This window comes from Enterobacter sp. DSM 30060 (assembly GCF_013375955.1).
Taxonomy (GTDB): domain Bacteria; phylum Pseudomonadota; class Gammaproteobacteria; order Enterobacterales; family Enterobacteriaceae; genus Enterobacter; species Enterobacter intestinihominis.
The window spans coordinates 1,776,443-1,795,746 of record NZ_CP056118.1; the positions used below are offsets into that span (position 1 = coordinate 1,776,443).

General features: G+C 56.0%; 17 protein-coding genes. 5 read left to right on the forward strand and 12 right to left on the reverse strand.

The genetic code is table 11. The features are described from left to right. The first annotated feature begins 95 nt into the window (after positions 1–95). Positions 96–1,046, forward strand: coding sequence for a LacI family DNA-binding transcriptional regulator (locus HWQ15_RS08420; protein WP_022646566.1), 951 nt, complete (start codon positions 96–98; stop codon positions 1,044–1,046). A gap of 50 nt (positions 1,047–1,096) precedes the next feature. Here the strand turns inward: HWQ15_RS08420 and HWQ15_RS08425 are convergent, their stop codons facing one another. The 5 genes from HWQ15_RS08425 to HWQ15_RS08445 all read right to left on the reverse strand — a co-directional run bounded on the left by HWQ15_RS08425 (position 1,097) and on the right by HWQ15_RS08445 (position 7,826). Continuing rightward, on the reverse strand, positions 1,097–1,393 hold the full coding sequence (locus HWQ15_RS08425; RefSeq protein ID WP_003861030.1) for a YicS family protein: 297 nt from the start codon (positions 1,391–1,393) through the stop codon (positions 1,097–1,099). A gap of 120 nt (positions 1,394–1,513) precedes the next feature. After that, positions 1,514–2,878 carry an efflux transporter outer membrane subunit gene (locus HWQ15_RS08430; protein ID WP_022646568.1) on the reverse strand — a complete coding sequence of 455 codons (1,365 nt, stop codon included), beginning with the start codon at positions 2,876–2,878 and terminating at the stop codon, positions 1,514–1,516. Beyond that, positions 2,878–5,988, reverse strand: a complete 3,111-nt coding sequence (locus HWQ15_RS08435; protein ID WP_038414996.1) for an efflux RND transporter permease subunit — start codon at positions 5,986–5,988, stop codon at positions 2,878–2,880. The genes HWQ15_RS08430 and HWQ15_RS08435 overlap by 1 nt, the downstream gene beginning before the upstream one ends. Beyond that, positions 5,988–7,109 (reverse strand): efflux RND transporter periplasmic adaptor subunit, encoded by a 1,122-nt coding sequence (locus HWQ15_RS08440; RefSeq protein WP_038414997.1) that lies wholly within the window; start codon positions 7,107–7,109, stop codon positions 5,988–5,990. The genes HWQ15_RS08435 and HWQ15_RS08440 overlap by 1 nt, the downstream gene beginning before the upstream one ends. 147 nt (positions 7,110–7,256) lie before the next feature. Then, complete coding sequence (locus HWQ15_RS08445; RefSeq protein WP_022646570.1) at positions 7,257–7,826, reverse strand: TetR/AcrR family transcriptional regulator; 570 nt, start codon at positions 7,824–7,826, stop codon at positions 7,257–7,259. Between the two features lie 185 nt (positions 7,827–8,011). Here HWQ15_RS08445 and HWQ15_RS08450 point away from each other — a divergent pair, with 185 nt between their 5' ends. Further along, complete coding sequence (locus HWQ15_RS08450; protein WP_058677106.1) at positions 8,012–8,431, forward strand: GNAT family N-acetyltransferase; 420 nt, start codon at positions 8,012–8,014, stop codon at positions 8,429–8,431. On the opposite strand, the gene HWQ15_RS08455 is transcribed toward HWQ15_RS08450, so the two are convergent. Next, a complete protein-coding gene (locus tag HWQ15_RS08455) occupies positions 8,428–9,075 on the reverse strand; it encodes a TetR/AcrR family transcriptional regulator (RefSeq protein WP_048966521.1) in 648 nt (215 codons plus the stop codon). The two genes, HWQ15_RS08450 and HWQ15_RS08455, sit on opposite strands and share 4 nt — an antisense overlap. Before the next feature lie 78 nt (positions 9,076–9,153). On the opposite strand from HWQ15_RS08455, the gene HWQ15_RS08460 reads away from it, so the two are divergent. Both HWQ15_RS08460 and nlpA read left to right on the forward strand, forming a co-directional pair. Beyond that, the gene (locus tag HWQ15_RS08460) at positions 9,154–10,653 is read left to right on the forward strand and encodes an MDR family MFS transporter (protein WP_032626657.1); all 1,500 of its coding nucleotides are present in this window, start codon (positions 9,154–9,156) and stop codon (positions 10,651–10,653) included. A 229-nt stretch (positions 10,654–10,882) separates the two neighbouring features. Beyond that, positions 10,883–11,683: a lipoprotein NlpA gene (gene nlpA, locus HWQ15_RS08465; protein WP_048966522.1), complete on the forward strand. Its 801-nt coding sequence runs from the start codon at positions 10,883–10,885 to the stop codon at positions 11,681–11,683. A gap of 18 nt (positions 11,684–11,701) precedes the next feature. Here the strand turns inward: nlpA and HWQ15_RS08470 are convergent, their stop codons facing one another. Next, positions 11,702–12,382: an EAL domain-containing protein gene (locus HWQ15_RS08470; RefSeq protein ID WP_048966523.1), complete on the reverse strand. Its 681-nt coding sequence runs from the start codon at positions 12,380–12,382 to the stop codon at positions 11,702–11,704. A gap of 76 nt (positions 12,383–12,458) precedes the next feature. Continuing rightward, positions 12,459–13,079, reverse strand: a complete 621-nt coding sequence (locus tag HWQ15_RS08475) for a LuxR C-terminal-related transcriptional regulator (protein WP_015570093.1) — start codon at positions 13,077–13,079, stop codon at positions 12,459–12,461. A 569-nt stretch (positions 13,080–13,648) separates the two neighbouring features. On the opposite strand from HWQ15_RS08475, the gene HWQ15_RS08480 reads away from it, so the two are divergent. After that, positions 13,649–14,284: a LuxR C-terminal-related transcriptional regulator gene (locus HWQ15_RS08480; RefSeq protein ID WP_048966560.1), complete on the forward strand. Its 636-nt coding sequence runs from the start codon at positions 13,649–13,651 to the stop codon at positions 14,282–14,284. A 6-nt stretch (positions 14,285–14,290) separates the two neighbouring features. Here HWQ15_RS08480 and HWQ15_RS08485 read toward each other — a convergent pair whose 3' ends face one another. Genes HWQ15_RS08485 through HWQ15_RS08500 form a run of 4 tightly spaced genes read right to left on the reverse strand, consistent with a single transcriptional unit; the run spans position 14,291 to position 19,208 of the window. Continuing rightward, a complete protein-coding gene (locus tag HWQ15_RS08485) occupies positions 14,291–15,355 on the reverse strand; it encodes a fimbrial protein (RefSeq protein ID WP_045308241.1) in 1,065 nt (354 codons plus the stop codon). A gap of 15 nt (positions 15,356–15,370) precedes the next feature. After that, on the reverse strand, positions 15,371–17,863 hold the full coding sequence (locus HWQ15_RS08490) for a fimbria/pilus outer membrane usher protein (protein WP_048966524.1): 2,493 nt from the start codon (positions 17,861–17,863) through the stop codon (positions 15,371–15,373). A gap of 15 nt (positions 17,864–17,878) precedes the next feature. Continuing rightward, positions 17,879–18,571, reverse strand: a complete 693-nt coding sequence (locus HWQ15_RS08495; RefSeq protein ID WP_048966525.1) for a molecular chaperone — start codon at positions 18,569–18,571, stop codon at positions 17,879–17,881. A gap of 52 nt (positions 18,572–18,623) precedes the next feature. Further along, the gene (locus tag HWQ15_RS08500) at positions 18,624–19,208 is read right to left on the reverse strand and encodes a fimbrial protein (protein ID WP_022646579.1); all 585 of its coding nucleotides are present in this window, start codon (positions 19,206–19,208) and stop codon (positions 18,624–18,626) included. Positions 19,209–19,304: the final 96 nt, after the last annotated feature.

Sequence of the window (19,304 nt, forward strand, 5' to 3'; positions counted from 1 at the left end):
GAAAACGGAAACGGATATACTCCGTTCTGGCTATAATGTGAGCCGTAGCGGTGATGGAAATTACAGACGCCAGTTGCGTCTGACAGGGGAGAGAGATGTCTACAATCAACGATGTATCGCGTCTGGCCGGGGTGTCCAAAGCCACGGTATCACGGGTGTTGAGCGGGTCGCGTGGCGTTAAAGAAGCCAGCCGACAGGCTGTTCTGAGAGCGGTGGATGAGCTGAACTATCGTCCGAACGTGATCGCCCAGTCGCTGCTCAGCCAGTCGACGGGCTGCATTGGGGTGATTTGCGCGCAGGAGAACATTAACCAGACCACCGGTTACCTGTACGCGCTGGAAAAACACCTCAGCCAGCATCAAAAACATCTGCTGCTGCGTTTCGCACACACGAAAACAGAAGTGATGAACGCTCTTGAAGAACTCTCCTGCGGCTTATGTGATGACATTCTGGTGATTGGCGCGCGTTTCCCGCTGGACGTGGACATGGACAACGTCATTCTGGTCGACTGTATGGAAGCCGATAACGCCAACAGCATTCAGTTCGATCACGCGTTCGCGGCTGAAACGGCCTGCAACTATCTCACCAGCCAGGGGCGTCGCCAGATAGCACTGATCCACCCGCACGGCAGCGGCTTTGCCGATCAGGTGCTGCTGGGTTACAAACATGCGCTGGAGAAAAACTTCCTGCCCTTTAATCGCAACCTCGTGTTTATGGACGCGACTTCATCGTCCGTTGCGCTTCAGGAATTACTCAACAACGCGTCCACGCTGAACTTCAACGCGCTGCTGGTGGCAGACGAGCAGGAAGCCCAGCGGGTGATCCCGCAGTTACAGGCGTTTAATAAATCGGTACCGGAAGACATCATGGTCTTCAGCCTCGGCGGTTCGCTGCATCTTCCGGGTATTCCGGTGATCCCGGCCATTGAGTATTCCATGGACGCCATGGCGGCGCGCATCGTGAGCTGGCTGACGGCGAAAACGCAGATGCTCGGGTCCTACGTTCTGCGTGGGGATTTGATTATTCCGGATGTGCGGAAGCGTTAAACATGTGATGTAGGCCGGGTAAGGCGCAGCCGCCACCCGGCGCTCAACCCTCAGTAATCTTCCATACAATCCACCTGACTTACTGCATCCCAGTAGGCGTCCAGGTTGTCACGCTTCACGGCGGTGATGGCATTTTTGATCAGCAGCTGATTGGCCTCAGACGACAAAATCATCGCCTGCCAGGCCTTATCGCTCTGCTTTTTCTGCGGGGTACAGGTTTTCTTCACATCTTTCAGGACCTGCTGTTTTATCTGGGCCTCTTTCTCCGGAGCGCTCTTCTCCTGCGCGTGAACAAACGCAGCGAAAATCAGGCAAACGAGCAGGCAAACCAGGTGTGCAGATTTCATTGAAACCTCCGGTAAAGTCACAGGCTTTCCCTGAAATGTATCGTTACATTCAGGCAGGCGATTCCAGCCGAAAGTATGAATTTACTTTTCACCTGGTATGAGAATCGCCCACCGATGAGGTTACTGAACCCCTCCACCCAGCGATTGCCACAGCGTGATGCGGTTTTCCAGGTCGGTTTGCTGCAAGGCAATCAGTGATTCCTGTGCCGACCACAGCGATCGCTGCGCGGTGAGCACCGTCAGATAATCGCCCGCGCCAGCCTTGTAACTGCGCGTCGCCACATCCAGCGTTTTTTGCTCCGCCGCCACGTATTCACGCTGGGCATCAAGCTGTTCGCTCAACGTTTCGCGCCGCGCCAGCGCGTCGGCCACGTCCTTGAACGCGCTCTGGATGGTCTTCTCATAGGTGGCGATTAGCCCCTTCTTCTCCGCTTCCGCATAGCGCAGCTGCGCCATATTGTTGCCCCCGCTAAACAGCGGCAGGGTGATGGACGGCGCGAACGACCAGACCTTCATGCCGTGGCTGAACAGGGATGACAGCGAATCGCTGCCGACGCCCGCGCTGGCGGTCAGTGAAATGGTCGGGAAGAAGTTGGCGCGTGCCGCGCCGATGTTGGCGTTAGCGCTCAGCAGGTTATGTTCCGCCTCCTGAATGTCCGGGCGACGCAGCAGCGCGCTGGAGCTGACGCCCGCCGGGATCAGCGTGATGGCGTTATCGCTCAGGCTCTCCAGCGTGCCGGGCAGCAGGTTCTCGGGCACCGTATCGCCCGCCAGCAGGTTAAGGGCGTTTTTGTCCTGCATCACCAGCGTCTGGTAGCTCGCCACGCTGGCGCGCGCCTGCTGGTAAACCGCCATCGCTTCACTGACGTCCGTGGCCGCTGCCACACCTACTTCCTGCTGACGTTTAACGATTTTGAGCGAGTTCGCGGCGCTCTCCAGGGTGGATTTCGCCAGCGCCAGATTGCTGTTATCCGCCGCCAGCGTCACCCAGGCCGTGGTCAGCTCGCTGACCATTGTCAGGCGCGTGTTCTGCGCGGTGAACTCGCTGGCAAGCCAGGTTTCCCGCGCGGCACGCGACAGGCTCTGGTTGCGGCCAAACAGATCCAGTTCGAAGCTGGAGACCGTGCCGTTGGCTTCGTCGCTCGTCGCGACGCCGCTCGCCAGCGTACGGCTGCGGGTATGACTCAGTTCCGCGTCCACCGTCGGGAACAGGGACGAGCGCGTTTCGCCATACTGGGCACGGGCGGCGTCGATATCCGCAATCGCTTTTTGCACGTCGCGGTTGCTGTTGAGCGCCATCGTCACCACGCTTTTCAGCCGCGCATCATTCATCACCTGCTGCCACTGGCTCACCACGGCGCTGGCTTCGCCGTGCGCGCCGGGTAGGGTGGCCGGAACGGGCGCGTCCGGGCGCTGATACGTGGGATCTAATGACACACAGCCTGCGCTCAGCAGTGCTAACGCTAAAACAGTTACACGAAACATTATGACCTCCGGTTTGCGTGCTTACCGGAGAACAGACGTTTCACCAGTACAAAGAATAAAGGAACAAAGAAGATAGCCAGCAGCGTCGCGGCCAGCGTCCCGCCGATAATGCCTGTACCGATCGCCACGCGGCTGTTGGCCCCGGCGCCGGTGGCAATCGCCAGCGGCGTCACGCCTGCGATAAACGCCAGCGAGGTCATGATGATCGGACGCAGACGCGTCTGGGCGGCCCGCAGGGCGGCGCGCGTCAGTGAGTAGCCTTCGGCCACTTTGGCTTCGGCAAACTCGACAATCAGAATGGCGTTCTTCGACGACAGACCGATGGTGGTCAGCAGCGCCACCTGGAAATAGACATCGTTGCTCAGGCCGCGCAGGGAGGCGGCAATGGCCGCGCCCAGCACCCCAAGCGGGATCACGAGGATCACCGAAATGGGCACCGACCAGCTCTCATACAGTGCCGCCAGGCACAGGAACACCACGAGGATGGAGAGGGCATAAAGGCTCATCGCCTGACCGCTCGCCAGTTTTTCCTGCAACGACAAACCGCTCCACGCCCAGGTGCTGCCGGACGGCAGGTTATTCGCCAGCTGCTCCATTTTGCTCATCGCCGTACCGGAGCTGGCGCCGCTGGCGTTCTCGCCCTGAATTTCATACGCCGCCGAGCCGTTGTAGCGCACCAGGCTTTCCGGGCCATACTCCCAGCGGGTAGTGGCGAAGGCGGAGAATGGGGTCATAGTGCTGTCGCTGCCGCGCACATACCATTTGTTGAGATCCGACGGTACCGCGCGATAGTCGCTGTCGCCCTGGATGTAGACCTTTTTCACGCGGCCACGGTCAATGAAGTCGTTCACGTAGGTGCCGCCCCAGGCGCTGGACAGGGTGTCGGTGACGTCGCTCAGGGAGAGCCCCAGCGACACGGCTTTGTTGTTATCGATATCCACCTGAAGCTGCGGCATCTGCGGCAGATCGTTGGCGCGCACGGCGTGCAGCGAGCTGTCCTGATTCGCTTCGCCAATCAGCTGGTTACGCAGTTTCAGCAGCGCGTCGCGGTCGGTGCCGCCGCTCGCCATCAGCTCAAAGGTAAAGCCGTTGCTCTGGCCCAGACCGTCCACTGCCGGCGGTGTCATCGCAAAGATGGTGGCATCGCGGATGGCGCTCAGCTCCTGCGTGGCGCGCAGGGCAATGGCCTGCGCGGTGTTTTCCTCGCCTTTACGCTCTGACCAGTTTTTCAGGGAGACGAACGCCATCCCGGCGTTCTGGCCGCTGCCGCTGAAGCTGAAGCCTTCAACGGTAAAGATCACGTCGGTATTGGCTTTCTCTTTGGTGAGGAACCACTCGCGTACCTGGCGGCTTACCTCTGCGGTACGCACCGCGGTTGCGCCGGCAGGGAGGGTGTACTGCACCATGATTTCTCCCTGGTCTTCGGTTGGCAGGAAGCTGCCCGGCAGTTTCAGCATGGCGAACCCCATCGCGCCGCAGAGCAGGGCGAAGATCACCAGCATGCCGCCGGAACGGCGCAGGGCGCGCAGAACCTTATTCTGATAGCCGTGCTCGGTCTTACTGTAGAAGCGGTTAAACGCGCCGAAGAAGCCCTTTTTGTGCGGAGCGGTGTGATTCAGGATCGAGCCGCACAGCGCGGGCGTCAGGGTCAGCGCCACCACCACGGAGAGGAACATCGCCGAAATAATGGTGACCGAGAACTGACGGTAAATGACCCCGGTAGAGCCGCCGAAGAAGGCCATCGGCAGGAATACCGCAGAGAGCACCAGCGCAATGGCGATCAGTGCGCCGGAAATTTCGCCCATCGATTTTTCGGTCGCTTCCCGGGCGGGCAGCCCTTCGTCGCGCATAATACGCTCGACGTTTTCCACCACCACGATGGCGTCATCCACCAAAAGTCCTATCGCCAGCACCATGGCAAACAGCGTCAGGGTGTTGATGGAGTAACCGAACAGCGCCAGTACGCCGAAGGTGCCCAGCAGCACCACCGGCACAGCCAGCGCCGGGATCAGCGTCGCGCGGATGTTTTGCAGGAACAGGTACATCACCACCACCACGAGGATAATGGCTTCGAACAGGGTCTGAATCACGTCCTCAACGGAGATCTTGATGAACTCGGTGCTGTCTTTCGGGTAGGCCACGTCGTAGCCTTCCGGCATCGACTTTTTGAACTCGGCGATCTTGTCTTTTACCGCCGTGGCGGTGTTAAGCGCGTTGGCGCCCGGCGAGAGCATCACCGCCATACCCGCCGCCGGGTGGCCGTTCAGCTTCGCGGTGGCGGTGTAGTCTTCGCTGCCCATCTCCACGCGCGCGACGTCGCTGATGCGCACCACCGCACCGTTGGACTCGCTCTTGACGATGATTTTTTTGAACTCATCGACCGTTTGCAGACGCGACTGAGCGCGAACGGTGGCGGTCAGCTGTTGGGCGTTCGACGAGGGCAGCGCGCCGATTTTACCGGCGGAGACCTGCACGTTCTGCGCTTCAATCGCGCTCTGCACGTCGGAGGGCATCAGCGAGTACGACGCCAGCTTAGCCGGGTCGAGCCAGATGCGCATCGCGTATTCTGCACCGAACACCTGCAGGCTGCCGACGCCATCCACGCGCGCCAGCGGATCCTGCATATTACTCACCAGCCAGTCGGCGATATCCGAGCTGCTGGCGGTGTCGGTTTTATCATATACGCCCATGATCAGCAGGAAGTTGCTCTGGGATTTTTCGACGGTGATCCCGGACTGCTGCACCTCGGTCGGCAGGCGCGATTCCGCCTGCTGGACTTTGTTCTGCACCTGTACCTGAGCGGTGTCCGGATCGGTTCCCTGTTCAAACGTGACGTTGATGCTCACCGAACCGTCCGAGCTGCTGGTGGAGGTGAAGTAGAGCAGGTTATCCAGCCCGGTGAGCTGCTGCTCGATCACCTGCGTCACGCTGTTCTCCAGCGTTTGTGCGGAGGCGCCGGTGTAGGTGGCGGATATTTTGATCGACGGCGGGGCAACGTCCGGGTACTGCGCAACGGGCAGCGTGCGGATCGCCAGTATCCCGGCGAGCATGATGAGAATGGCGATAACCCAGGCAAAGACCGGGCGACGCACGAAGAAACGGGAAAACATCAGGCGTTTCCTCCGTTGGTTTTCATCTCTTCAGCTTTCACTTCCTGCCCGGCGGTGACTTTGTCGGTGCCTTCCACAATCAGCTTATCGCCCGCCTTCAGGCCATTCAGCACCAGCCATTTATCGCCGTAGGTGTCGCCCGTTTCCAGCTGACGCTGCTCGACCTTGTTGCTGGCGTTCACCACCAGCGCGGTGGCGGTACCTTTGGCGTCGCGGGTGATGCCCTGCTGCGGCGCGAGGATCGCGTCATTCATGATGCCTTCATCCACTCGGGCGCGGACGAACATGCCCGGCAGAAGCTGATGCTGCGGGTTCGGGAAGACAGCGCGCAGGGTGACTGAGCCGGTAGACTCATCCACCGCCACTTCGGTTAACGCCAGATGGCCTTTTTCGCTGTAGCTGCTGCCGTCTTCGAGGATCAACGACACGTTCAGCGTATCGCTGTTGCTGGCGAGGGTTTGCTTGCGTAATCGCAGCAGATCGGCGCTGGAACGGGTTAAATCGACGTACATACTGTCCAGCCCGCGAATAGTGGCCAGCGCGGTATCCTGCTGGGCGGTCACCAGCGCGCCGGGGGTCACAGAGGAGATGCCGATACGTCCGGCAATCGGCGCGGTGACGGTGGTCCAGTTGAGGTTAATGCGGGCACTTTCCAGCGCGGCTTTCTTTGACTCGACGCTGGCCTTGTCCTGCGCGCAGGTGGACTTCGCGTCTTCCGCATCCTGACGTGATACGCCGTCGTCCTTCACCAGCTGCGCATAGCGTCGGGCTTTCTGGCAGTCGGCCTGCACCAGCGCCTGCGCCTGTTTTAGTGCGGCGGCAGCTTCATCATAAGCGGCGCGGTAGCTGGAAGGATCGATCTGATACAGCGCCTGCCCGGCCTTGACCGTATCGCCTTCGGTGAAGAGCCGTTTCTGAATAATGCCGCCCACCTGAGGGCGCACTTCGGCGCTCATCGCGGCGGCGGTGCGGCCGGTCAGCTCGCTGACCACGGACACCGGCTGGCTCATGAGTGTGACAATCCCCACTTCCGGAAGAGGACGCTGGGGAGCAGATGTTTGCGCATTATCGCACCCTGTCAGGAGGAGTAATGCTGCGATGGAGGTTGTTATGGTTTTCATAATCTTTTTCCAGGGTGAACGAAGCCTGCCCTGTTAATCGCTTAACAGGGAGGAGGGCTAATTAAAAGCACAGCGATCCCGCATCTCTGGCAGAGCCAGAAATGAAAAAAGGGAAATTACTTATTTCCGCTAATTATTCACATGCGATTACTTCGCAGAGAAAAGCATATTTAAAATATTCTGGTATATGGGCTCTAATTGTTCTGACGGTACTTTTAAAGGCGTGAGTCGACGGTAAATCGTGCCTTCGATCATCACGGCGGTAATCTCCACGCAGCAGCGAATATGCTCATCGCTCAGGTGGGGGAACTGCTTTTTCAGGTGCTCACAGGCGTTGGCGAACATGCGGGCTTCGGCTTCGATCAGCATGTTTGCCACCAGCGGATTGCGCGTGGCCTCTGCGGACATTTCGAGCATTAGCGCGTCATCATCTTCGTTAAGCGTCTGGCGCCAGGCAAGCGCCTGCGGCATCCCTTCAACCAGGGTTTTGCCCTGCATCTCCTCAATACGTGAGTCGATAATGCGCCGGATCATCTCTTCAATGATCGCGTCTTTGTTACTGAAATAGCGATAGATTTGTCCGACGCTGAGCCTGGCTTCGCTGGCGATCTGCGACATGCTGGCAGCGTGAAATCCACTGGCGCGAAAGCAGCGGCGCGCGGCGGTGATGATTTCGTCCTGCCGTAGTTTTTGTCGTTCTTCCAGCTTTGTGCTCATCGTCGGCTACCGTAAAAAGTGAGAATGATCGTTCTCATTATACGTTTTCGGAGCCTATTGGAAAGGTTTTTTTTATTTACATATTGAATGAATATTTCCTTGTTTAAACAATGGAGGAAATAAGGAGTTTTTATGAAGGTTAAGCTGTGAGATATTCAGATTGCGCTGAAAATAAGGAGAGATTTATGCACCTGAGCATTACAGATAAAGTCACGGCTGAAGAAAAAGAAGAATTATTAACGGGGCTAAGAGCCTATAACGCGCAGTATTTAGATCTGGCGACGTTTAGTGGCGATATTGGCGTATATGTGCGAGACGACAGCGGCGTCATGCTGGGCGGGTTAATCGGCGTACGTAAAGGCGACTGGCTGAATATCGACTTTCTGTGGGTCAGCGACAGGGTGCGGGGAACGGGCGTCGGCAGCCAGCTGATCAAAACGGCTGAAGAGGAGGCCCGTCGTAAAGGGTGTCGTCACGCGCTGGTGGATACGGTCAGCTTCCAGGCGCGTCCGTTCTATGAAAAACAGGGTTATCAGGTGCAGATGTCCTTACAGGATTACCCTTATCAGGGAATGCAGAGACACTATCTGACCAGGGATCTTTAACCGCCGATCCCGTTGCCGATCACGGCTAACACGTGGCGCACAACGATCTCCGGCGAGAGGGCATTAAGCCTCTCGTCATTGCGCATGCGAGAGAACGGCACCAGCACCAGGCTCAGCAGCGTCGTGAACAGCAGTTCGGGGGCTAGCGCCGGATTCAGCTTTCCTTCCTGCTGCCAGCCTTTGATGGTTGCCAGCGTGGTGTGATATTTCTCATCGCCAAAGCGCTCCTGCAAATGCGTACGCAGTACCGGCATCTCGCCGATCACCTCCTGCATCCACAGCGGGGCAAACCAGCGATACTTTTCCGCCAGTTCGGCCAGCACCCTGACCATTTCCGTCAGGGCATCCACCGGCGAATCCCGGTTGTCGGCGAAAATCGCCCCGATCCGCTCACGTAACGGCAGGAAGCGCTCCTCAATCATCGCATCCAGTAATTGTTCTCTGGAGTTGAAGTAGTAGTGCAGCATGGCGGGCGTCACGCCGGCTTCGCGGGCAATAGCGTTCAACGACGTATTGGCGATCCCCTGGCGGGAAAAGAGATTCAGGGCGATATCCAGCAGCTGTTCGCGGCTGGCGGTAACGCGCTTGCCGCCGCGTGGCCGACCGGGGCGGCGGGGTTCAGAATTGTCCTTTTGTGCTGACATGGTCACCGTATCTCTTGATCTTATTCATCACTTCCACAAATATTAATTATACGATTAATTAATTTCAAGTGATGTCTTATGGAGTCCGACGTAATGACTCAACCTGCGAAAAAGGCGCCGTCGATTAAGCTGCTGTTCAGCGCACTCCTGCTGGTGATGCTGCTCTCGGCGCTGGATCAGACCATTGTCTCCACCGCGCTGCCGACCATCGTCGGCGAGCTGGGCGGGCTGGATAAGCTCTCCTGGGTGGTGACAGCCTATATCCTCAGTTCGACCATCGTGGTGCCGCTGTATGGCAAATTCGGCGATCTGTTTGGCCGAAAAATCGTTCTGCAAATCGCGATTGTGCTGTTTCTTGTAGGGTCCGCGCTGTGCGGTCTGGCGCAGAACATGACCCAGCTGGTGCTGATGCGCGCCCTGCAAGGGCTGGGGGGCGGCGGTCTGATGGTGATCAGCATGGCTGCCGTGGCGGACGTGATCCCGCCTGCCGATCGGGGTCGCTATCAGGGGTTGTTTGGCGGCGTGTTTGGCCTGGCGACGGTGATAGGGCCGCTGATCGGCGGGTTTATCGTTCAGCACGCATCCTGGCGCTGGATTTTCTACATCAACCTGCCGCTGGGGCTGTTTGCGCTGCTGGTGATTGGCGCGGTATTCCACGGCAGCGCGCGGCGCAGCAAGCATGAGATTGATTACCTGGGGGCGATTTACCTCAGCATGGCGCTGCTGTGCATCATTCTGTTTACCACCGAGGGCGGTACGATCCGCCAATGGAACGACCCGCAGCTGTGGTGCATTCTGGCCTTCGGCCTGACGGGGATCGCCGGGTTTATTTACGAAGAGCGGCTGGCGTGGGAGCCGATTATCCCGCTGTCGCTCTTCCGCGACCGCAGCTTCCTGCTCTGTAGCCTGATTGGCTTTATCATCGGCATGTCCCTGTTTGGCTCGGTAACGTTCCTGCCGCTCTATTTACAGGTGGTGAAAGACGCCACGCCAACGCAGGCCGGCTTGCAGCTGATCCCCCTGATGGGCGGGCTGTTGCTCACCTCCATCATCAGCGGGCGCATCATCAGCCGCACCGGGAAATACCGTCTGTTCCCGATCCTCGGCACGCTGCTCGGCGTGGTGGGGATGGCGTTACTGACGCGCATTTCAATCACCTCCCCAACCTGGCAGCTGTACCTGTTTACCGGCGTGCTGGGCATGGGGCTGGGACTGGTGATGCAGGTGCTGGTGCTGGCGGTGCAGAACAGCGTGTCAGCCGATCAATACGGCGTAGCGACCTCTGGGGTGACGCTGTTCCGTTCCATTGGCGGGGCGATTGGCGTTGCGTTGTTTGGCGCGGTGTTCACCCATATTCTGCAATCAGGGCTGATCGACAGGCTGCCGGAAGGGGCGGAACTGCCGCGCGAACTTAATCCCGTTGCCATTCACCATCTGCCTGATGCCCTGCGTCTGGACTATCTGGATGCGTTCGGCTCGGCTATCCATGCGGTGTTTATGCTGGCGGCGGGGATTATGGTGCTGGCGTTTGTGCTGTCGTGGTTTTTGCGCGAAGCGCCGCTGCGTCGGCAGGCGTGAGGTTAGCGGTTCTGCTTGCGCCTGGACTACCGTAGCCTGATGCCCATCGCCCGGTGGCGCTACGCTTACCGGGCCTACACTTCGCCCGTTACGTAGGCCGGGTAAGCGCAGCGCCACCCGGCAACAGGCCGCATATAACTTAACCGTCTTACTGATTCCTTTTCGTTTTTTAGCCTGCCGTCTCGTTGTCGATATAGTCTTCAAAACCACTGTCGAAAGGAACTGTCTCGTGAAATTTCAGTTGAGTGCTCTGGTGCTCGCGGCCCTGCTGCTGGCAGGTTGCGATCAAGGCGGCAATGATGCCAAACACATTAAAGTCGGCGTGATTAATGGCGCTGAGCAGGACGTGGCGGAAGTCGCCAAAAAGGTGGCAAAGGAGAAATACGGTCTGGATGTTGAGCTGGTGGGCTTTAGCGGCTCGCTGCTACCCAACGATGCCACCAACCAGGGCGAACTGGACGCCAACGTCTTCCAGCATCGCCCGTTCCTTGCACAAGATAACAAGGCGCACAATTACACGCTGGTCGCCGTGGCCAATACCTTCGTCTTCCCGATGGCGGGTTACTCCCGAAAGATTAAATCGGTGTCTGAGCTGAAGGACGGCGCAACCATTGCGATTCCAAACGATCCCACCAACCTTGGTCGCGCGCTGTTGCTGCTGCAAAAAGAGAAGCTGATTACCCTTAAACCGGATGTGGGCCTGCTGCCGACGGCGCTGGATATTACCGCGAACCCGAAAAACTTACAGATTATGGAGCTGGAAGGGGCGCAGCTGCCGCGCGTGCTGGACGATCCGAAAGTGGATGTGGCCATCATCAGTACCACCTATCTTCAGCAAACGGGGCTGTCTCCGGTACATGACAGCGTCTTTATTGAGGACAAAAACTCGCCTTACGTGAATATAGTGGTCACGCGTGAAGACAACAAAGACGCCGAAAACGTGAAGGAATTTATCCAGTCCTATCAGTCGCCGGAAGTGGCGAAAGCGGCGGAGACCATTTTTAACGGTGGCGCGGTGCCGGGCTGGTAAGCCACGGTAAGCTGGCCCTCACAGCTTTACGCGGGCATCGGTGCGGCTTTCGGGCCACAGAAAACCCTGGCCAGACTGTGCGCCAGACGTGCGGGCGCGCGCCAGATCCCGCGAATTCTCGATGCCTTCGATAAGAATTGATTGCGCGATACCTGCCCTGACCTCCTGCACAAACGGGGCAAGCGGCGCTCGCTCGCGCAGCGCTGAGCGGTCAATTTTTACCCCATCCAGCGGCAGCGCAAGCCGCGCGAACGCCTCAGCCAACTCCCGGGTTAAATCGTCCAGCCAGATTTGCCATCCCGCCTCTTTTAACCGAACAAGCGTGGCATGAAGACGATGTTGCTCAGCCTTACTCAGCCGTGTGATGGTGAGAGGATCCTGAATTTCAATCGTTAACCGCTGCTGATGGCGTAACGCCAGCAACAACCGGATAGCGCGTTCGTCGAGAAGGTGCTCTGCCGGAAGGTTTAGCCAGTAAGCGTCCCGGGCGGGTATCTGTAACAGGGTGTTGGCCTGCCAGAAGAAGATTTGCAGCGCGCTGCGCGAAGGCAGAGAAGCAAACAATATCTCCAGATTGACGTTATGGATCTCCACGAGAACTTCATGCGCGAACATCTGGCCCGAATGAAGATCGACAAGCGGCTGGAATCGCAGCCCTGAGATACGTTGCAACAGGGGAGAGGGAAGAACGGTATACATGGAACAGCCTTCAGGAAATGAAAAAAAGGTTCCCGCGGACACGGGAACAAAAGGCAAACGACACACGGTCAAATTCTTAATTCAGGATCCAGCGAATGCTCTGGTAAAACGAGGGGCCACGCACGGCCTTAAGCTTGTTCATGGCGTTGTTTTTATAAAAGTAAACCAGCCTGACGTTACACCCCAGCTGACGGGCGATTTGCTTGGTTTTGAGATTACAGGAATAGCCGCGCAATACGCTGGCCTCCTCGCTGGACAGCCTCGCCGGGGTGCGTAAGCGGGTAGTCATGCCTACGTTGTAACGACCAGACTCTTGCGGCGTCTGGCTCATCAGTATTTGCCACAGCGCTTTGATATCCCCCAGGGAGACTCTTTTGCTGATTACCCCATCAACATGTTTGAATTTCAAATAGCCAGCGGATAACGAATAGATATAGATCTTCGCCGTCACTTGTTTCTGTTTAATACAGAGAATGTCGTCATTCGTCGTCACCCGGAAATGACGCGTATTCAACGGATCATAAATGATGATATCAAAGAGTTGTTCACTCATAGCAAGTTCTTCGATATGGGTAAACCCATGGAAAATAACGTCGTGTTTTTCATCAGGCTCACGCTTTCCGAGCGATTGCAGGCCAATCATCGTGAATTCGCAGCTGTCAACAACGGCAACGTGAATTGTTTTTTTATTTTGCATTGGCATTCTCCTTTCGCTGAGTAAACAGTCCATATAAGAGAAAATGGCGGTTCGCACTCTCTTATTAAAAGAATGGCGAGCACTTTTTAAATAACGCGATGCGATGGCATCAATGTAAGCCAATACAAACCGTCGAGTAAAGCCGATGCCAATTATTAGAGGAAGATAAAATTGAAAAATGGTTTTAATGGTATATGCAATTGTTTTAATCTTCTAATAATATTCATGCCAGATTTTTATTCTGTGAATGGGCGGTTAATAAGCATCAGAAGGTTGATTGATGGGGTTTATCCACCGTTTTTTCAGTGGTTTACTGTTATTCCTGAAAGAAAAATTGTGATCGCGGCAGGGTTATCGACAAGGCTTTATCTGCAAGAGGAAACGGCGTGCAGAATAAAATAGAATTTTTTCTATAAATTTAATGTCCTTGTTCAGATTTTTAAGCCTGAGAAGGATAAAATCCTGGCGTGAAGAGGTTGTGAGTGATGAGTACATAAACTATTATCATTTTCCTCCGGTCACGAGAATTTAGAAAAGACATGAATAATACTGAACGTATCGTAAAGGTAATGGTGTTTTACAAAATAAATATATTTAAAGAGATAATATTCCGGGCGCTCCATGATCTTTTACCCGATTACGTACTGAACATTACTCAGGTCGATTCCACTGAACAGGCGCTGGCGGCGGTGGCGGATAATAACGTGGATGTTTTCTTCACTGAATTTAATTATCTGCTTAATCATAAAGAGTGGAGTGCGGAGGTCAGCAGCCGTTTTACATCTTTATGTAAAACCCATCACGTCAGGCGTGTTCTGTTGGTGCCCGAGCTGCCTTACGGGCTGTTAAAAAAAGTTCTGGAGATGAAATTTGAATTAACCATCAGTCAGCAGGATGAATTGACTGAACTGAAAAAAGAATTACCCGCGTTGCTCATGGCAGACGGGCAAACACCGTCGATCTCTTCGTGGCTCAGGCGGGTAATGCGGTCCGGTTCCCGGGCGCGCTCCATCCTCTCGGCCAGAGAGTGGGAGGTGCTCCATCTTATCGTGGAAGGATTTTCAACGACGGAGATTGCCCGTCATCGAAACCGTTCGGTCAGTACCATTGCGACGCAGAAGCACAATGCGATGAAAAAGCTGAATCTTTCCAACCACAGCGAACTGATTAAGTATGTGCAAGCGGTTGGAAAGATGGATAAATAGCTCACATCAGGGATAGATAATATTCAGCGTAGCCGATGTATTGATCTTACCCTGGCTCACCTGGGCGGGCGCCCACACGTAATAGTACGCCGCCATCGGAAGGGTGAAATGTTCGTCCAGCGCCGCGCCAGCCGCCACGCTGAAAATCATCGTGGCGTTGCCACGGCTGGTGGTTGAGGTAGAGAAGGTCACAGGCGTTTGTGGGGCGTCACGTTTTATCAGGCGTAGCCCCACGCCCTGCGCCGCGCTACTGCCGCTGTCGATCAGCACCGAGCTGTCGGTTGAGAGCAGCTGCGTGCTGGACAGAAACATCTCAATTGCCCGATCGGAATTGCCGTTAACCCCGACGTTCTGACAGCTCATGTTCAGTGAAAAAGGCGTCAGCCCCGGCTGTGAGGATGCACTGAGCTGGGGAATGCCGAGCGTCGGCAGCGCTACGGTCAGCCCCGCATTATCAAAGGAACAGGTAGTCAGTTTTGGCGCGTATTTGATGATCATCGGCTGACCAAACATATCCCGGTTGTCGTAAGGCCACTTGAACCCGCTGAATAACCACTGCGCTATCTTGATGACCTGATTGATTGGCCAGGTGATGATTTCCCAGAAGGATAACCCACTCATGTCGCTGACGAACAGAACGTCGCTCATGTTCGCCGTATCCCCCGTCAGGGTAGTGCCGCTCTGGTTAACGAGGGTGAAGCGAACCGTAAACGGTGTGTTCAGCTCAGACGCCGTATGGCTACCGCTGGCAGTCAGGGTTTTATTGGCCGGGGGATTGGTGATCTCCGCCCGCACCATATACTTGTTATTGCTGAACCCGAGGATGGTCGCGTATTTGCTGTCGGTCGAGAGGATCGGTGTGTAAGAAAATTCACTGTTACCCGTCGTACAGTTGAAAGAGCCGCTGTACTGGGTGCTGAAGCTGCCGGTCCATGTGGGCGTGGCCGGGCTCAGCTTATCCGATAAATCAATGGTAATCGGTGTGCCATAAACGATGCTGCTGCCGGAGCAGGTGGCATAGCTCATCCCACTAATACTGGAGAGGAGCAGGAATATGAATGATCGTAACATTTTGATAATCCGTAATTAATGGCAAACCGATGAGGGGCTGTTCAGCCCCCAGGCTGGGGCGGAGATTTCGCACTTCCCGCCGCGGAGATGCACGTTGAGCGCGCGTGGCGGCTGTTCAGCGCGGATATACAGTACGCTGGCCTGGCCGACATACCCGACAGATTCACCGTGTTCATCCAGCACTTCGGTACCAAAGGGCAGCGGTTTGCCGTCGGCACGCGTCGCATGAAGTACCCATGACTGGCGTTTGTCGGTTTCGAAGCGGATGTAGCTCACCGCCCCGTCGTAAGGGGCCACGTTAGCCATGTTGCCGATCACCTCCGCGCCAGCGCTGTTTTCCGTTTGCGATAACGTAATGGCGTTTTTGCGATACGGGGTGGCGTAAGGCACCAGCGCCACGCCATCGCGGTTCGTCATAATGCTTTCATCGCCGTTCACCATCAGTCCCTCCGCTTTTGGCGCATCGACGATAGTCATGGTTGTGCCGGTTTCGTTTGAGGCGAGAACGTGCCACGGGTAGGCCACCAGGCTTCCCCGTCCGCTGAGCCCGGTCTGGCGGTAGTCGGAGGATTCGCTGTAAGAGCCACCGAGTGTCGCGAAGTTCGAACGGTACGCGGCGTTAACGCTTGCCGCATTTTTACCCCCCCGCGCATTACTGCCGGAGAGGGTGTAGCTCAGTCGGTTCGACGCCAGCGCGTTCCCGCTCATGCTGATATTGCTCTGCTCGTAATGCGAATCGCTGGCCGTCAGGCTGGAGGTGATCCAGGCATTATTATCAAACAGCGAGAACGGCAGGCTGAGGGAGAGGTAAAGGCGCGTCTCTTCTTCACTGTCCCTGTTCCGTACCCGGCTGGCCGACAGGGTATAGCTGGCGCGGCCGATGGCGTTGGAATAGCCCATCTGGTATTCGCGCGTGGTTTGCTGTGAGTTCCAGTAATCGCGCTGTGTGCCGGAGACAAATACCGTGCCCCAGTTATTGAGCAGGCGCTGATTAAGGTTAAGCGTAAAGGTATTCTTGGGCTGCGCCGCGCGCAGGGCATCCCAGGTGCTTAGCGACATGTCGGGCGCAACGCCAAACCGATCTTCATAGTCGTCGTACTGCGCTCTCAGGCGCTGATACCCTTCGCGCGAATAGAGCGCGTCGCTGAAGCTGTAATAGCCTTTAGTGGAATAGCGATATGCCGCCAGGGTGAAGTTGGTGGCGGTGGTATCGATAAATTTGCTGTACGACACGCGATAACTCTGACCGCTGCTGGTGCGATCCTGTAGGGTGGTTTTGGCGTGGGTGACATCAAACGAGACCGCGCCAAACGGAAGGTTCCACCCGGTACCGACAAGCCCGGCCTGGTAGTTATCGCTAATAATCGTCCCGGTATACCCGGTGATGAGGTTATTAAACCCGTAGCGCAGCGTGGCCTGCATGAATGCGGGTTCGGCATCGAGCGTGTTCTGGTGCACTTTACCCGCCACCACGCTGTACTGACTCACCCCTTCTTTTAGCATCCCGGGCACGGCGGAAAACGGCACCGTGAAGGACTGCTGTGAACCGTCCGCTTCACGCACCACCACCAGCAAATCGCCCGCAGAGCCGGTAGGCTGAATGCTGTCGAGGGTAAACTGGCCCGGCGGTACGTTCTCCTGATAGATCACGTTGCCATTCTGGATAACTTTCACCAGGGCGTTCGTCCGTGCCACGCCGTGAACCACCGGTGAAAAACCCTGCTGTGAATTTGGGCGCATCTTCATGTCCGACGCCAGCGACACGCCGCGCACGCGCAGGGAATCAAACAGATCGCCAGGAATATAAAAGTCACCCAGCGTCAGGTTGGATTTCAGCGAGGCCAGGGGACGGCGCAGGTAGCGGGTATTATTCTGCCAGCTACTCTCTCCGCTGGCCGTTTTCCGCCAGGCGCTGCTGTCGCGAAACTGCCAGCCGAACAGGTTGGCGCCGGAATCCAGCCCGGCATAAAAATCATCATTTGTGTCTTTCGCAGCGCCTTTTGCACGGGTGTTATACCAGGTCGTGTTCCACGAGAGCATCAGCGCCGGGATCCCCTCATCCCAAAACTGGGGGGCAATGTAACCTTCTTCAGTACGCAGCACAGCCGCCTGCGGAACGGTAAGCGCCAGACTCAGGGTGCTGGTATCGGTTTTGACTTCACTGCCCTGAACCAGATCGCGCAGCTGCACCTGCCCGTGCGCAATGGCGGGCGCAGGTACGGACGTGGTGTTGATGCCAAGCGACCGGGCATCTTTCCAGGCAAGGCGGATGTCGTCACGCTGCTCGCCGTAGATGACGGTATAACGTCCCTTCCAGCTGCCGTTTACGTAGATATCCATCTCCTGATTGCCGGCAGGCATGGCGTTGTTTTCGGAAAAGCGAGACAGATCGGACTCACCGGATGCGCCAGCAAGCAGGGAGGGATCAAACGAGACGGCCCCTGATTTATGCGAAAGCAGAAGCGTGCAGACTGCCAGCAGACAGAGTCTGTTTTGTTTCATTTTCATGGTGAGTCTTTCCGATCACTGACTGGTGAAAGTCCGGGTTTTATACGCGCCAAGATCGTCCACATACATCAGCTGGAAGGTCTGTCCGCGCTTAACCGTATTTTTTGCGGCGACCGTCAGCTGCCCAAACGGGGAAACCATCGGGGACTCCTGGAGCATTTTCGTTTTACCCAGCGAAATATTGGCGACCGTAATATGGAACGGACTGTTATTTGTAATGCGAAAGCGATCGCCTTCGGCGGCGAGCGTCAGTTTCGCCACCGCGTCATCCAGCGTGCCTTTCAGCGCAGCGGGCCGGTAAAAAAGTTTGATACGGGATTTAATCGCCAGCTGAACGGTATTCTGATTTTGCAGATTTTCAGGTCTGGGCGGAATGTCGAGGACATTCAGGAAAAAGACGGATTCGCGATCCGCAGGCAAGCTGGACGGCAGCTTTTTAATACGAAGCTGTTGGCCATTATGTTCGTTAACTTTTATCACCGGCGGCGACAGCAGAAACGGCACATTGGCTGTTTCCGGCGTGGAATTAATATCACCGTCATCTATCCAGGATTGCACCAGAGCAGGCGCATCGCCCGTATTCATTAACTGGACGATCACCTCTTTGTTATTTTCAGGATAAAGGACACGGGTGCCATTAATGACAATATTGGCCCATGAGTGACCGGTGCTTAGCAGTAAGCCTGCCAGCAAAATTGCCTTGCGCATGATTGCAACCTTAAATACAGGCTCTGCGAAAACAGAGCCTGAATAATCATTATTACAGGTAGGAAATGGTATACGTTACGTTGGAGCTTAACTCGCCCACGGTGGCGGCAGCGGCGTTCGTTTTATAGTAATAAACATCCAGCGTCAGCGTCTCGGAATCTGGCGCGGTCGCTGTACCCATAATATCCGTAGTGTAAGGCTGGTTCAGGGTAATTGGCGTAGACGAACCTGGCTCCACTAACGCAAAACCGACATTACGTGCCACACTGGCATCGCTTTCGTTCACGCTGTTATTCAGCAGGTATTTACCGTCAGTGGAAATATTATCCGCGCTGGAGAAATACACTTTCAGCGGGGTACCGGTTGTTCCGGCTGCTGGTGAACAACCTGAGAACGTCAGCGCAATAGATTTTTTATTCTTAGTGATCAGGCCAACCGTGGTGCCTGCATCTTTTACCGAAATAGGGGAAAGCGCAACGGTAAAGTCCGCGCTTTTACCGCCGTTAATGGTACAGGTTGTATCGGTAATAGCGCCGGTAAAGTTAATGATACCACCCGCTGAATTGTCTGCGGCAACTGCGCTGGTAGAAGCAATAGCGGCGGCCAGCAGTGATACGGTCATGATCGATTTGAACATGATAAACTCCATGAAGATTTGTGTTATTTAAAATGAATGTTAATCGGCTACACATGTCCCTGATGTACCGGCTAGACGCATGGCGACTCGGGAGAA

Excerpts from the sequence above, each read along its gene's own strand:
- HWQ15_RS08445 (WP_022646570.1), bottom strand. The coding sequence starts at position 7,826 with ATGAGCACAAAGCTGGAAGAACGACAAAAACTACGGCAGGACGAAATC.
- HWQ15_RS08485 (WP_045308241.1), bottom strand. The coding sequence starts at position 15,355 with ATGTTACGATCATTCATATTCCTGCTCCTCTCCAGTATTAGTGGGATG.
- HWQ15_RS08430 (WP_022646568.1), bottom strand. The coding sequence starts at position 2,878 with ATGTTTCGTGTAACTGTTTTAGCGTTAGCACTGCTGAGCGCAGGCTGT.
- HWQ15_RS08460 (WP_032626657.1), top strand. The coding sequence starts at position 9,154 with ATGGAGTCCGACGTAATGACTCAACCTGCGAAAAAGGCGCCGTCGATT.
- HWQ15_RS08470 (WP_048966523.1), bottom strand. The coding sequence starts at position 12,382 with ATGTATACCGTTCTTCCCTCTCCCCTGTTGCAACGTATCTCAGGGCTG.
- HWQ15_RS08455 (WP_048966521.1), bottom strand. The coding sequence starts at position 9,075 with ATGTCAGCACAAAAGGACAATTCTGAACCCCGCCGCCCCGGTCGGCCA.
- HWQ15_RS08435 (WP_038414996.1), bottom strand. The coding sequence starts at position 5,988 with ATGTTTTCCCGTTTCTTCGTGCGTCGCCCGGTCTTTGCCTGGGTTATC.
- HWQ15_RS08495 (WP_048966525.1), bottom strand. The coding sequence starts at position 18,571 with ATGCGCAAGGCAATTTTGCTGGCAGGCTTACTGCTAAGCACCGGTCAC.
- HWQ15_RS08440 (WP_038414997.1), bottom strand. The coding sequence starts at position 7,109 with ATGAAAACCATAACAACCTCCATCGCAGCATTACTCCTCCTGACAGGG.
- HWQ15_RS08490 (WP_048966524.1), bottom strand. The coding sequence starts at position 17,863 with ATGAAAATGAAACAAAACAGACTCTGTCTGCTGGCAGTCTGCACGCTT.
- HWQ15_RS08420 (WP_022646566.1), top strand. The coding sequence starts at position 96 with ATGTCTACAATCAACGATGTATCGCGTCTGGCCGGGGTGTCCAAAGCC.
- HWQ15_RS08480 (WP_048966560.1), top strand. The coding sequence starts at position 13,649 with ATGGTGTTTTACAAAATAAATATATTTAAAGAGATAATATTCCGGGCG.
- HWQ15_RS08500 (WP_022646579.1), bottom strand. The coding sequence starts at position 19,208 with ATGTTCAAATCGATCATGACCGTATCACTGCTGGCCGCCGCTATTGCT.
- HWQ15_RS08450 (WP_058677106.1), top strand. The coding sequence starts at position 8,012 with ATGCACCTGAGCATTACAGATAAAGTCACGGCTGAAGAAAAAGAAGAA.
- HWQ15_RS08475 (WP_015570093.1), bottom strand. The coding sequence starts at position 13,079 with ATGCAAAATAAAAAAACAATTCACGTTGCCGTTGTTGACAGCTGCGAA.
- HWQ15_RS08425 (WP_003861030.1), bottom strand. The coding sequence starts at position 1,393 with ATGAAATCTGCACACCTGGTTTGCCTGCTCGTTTGCCTGATTTTCGCT.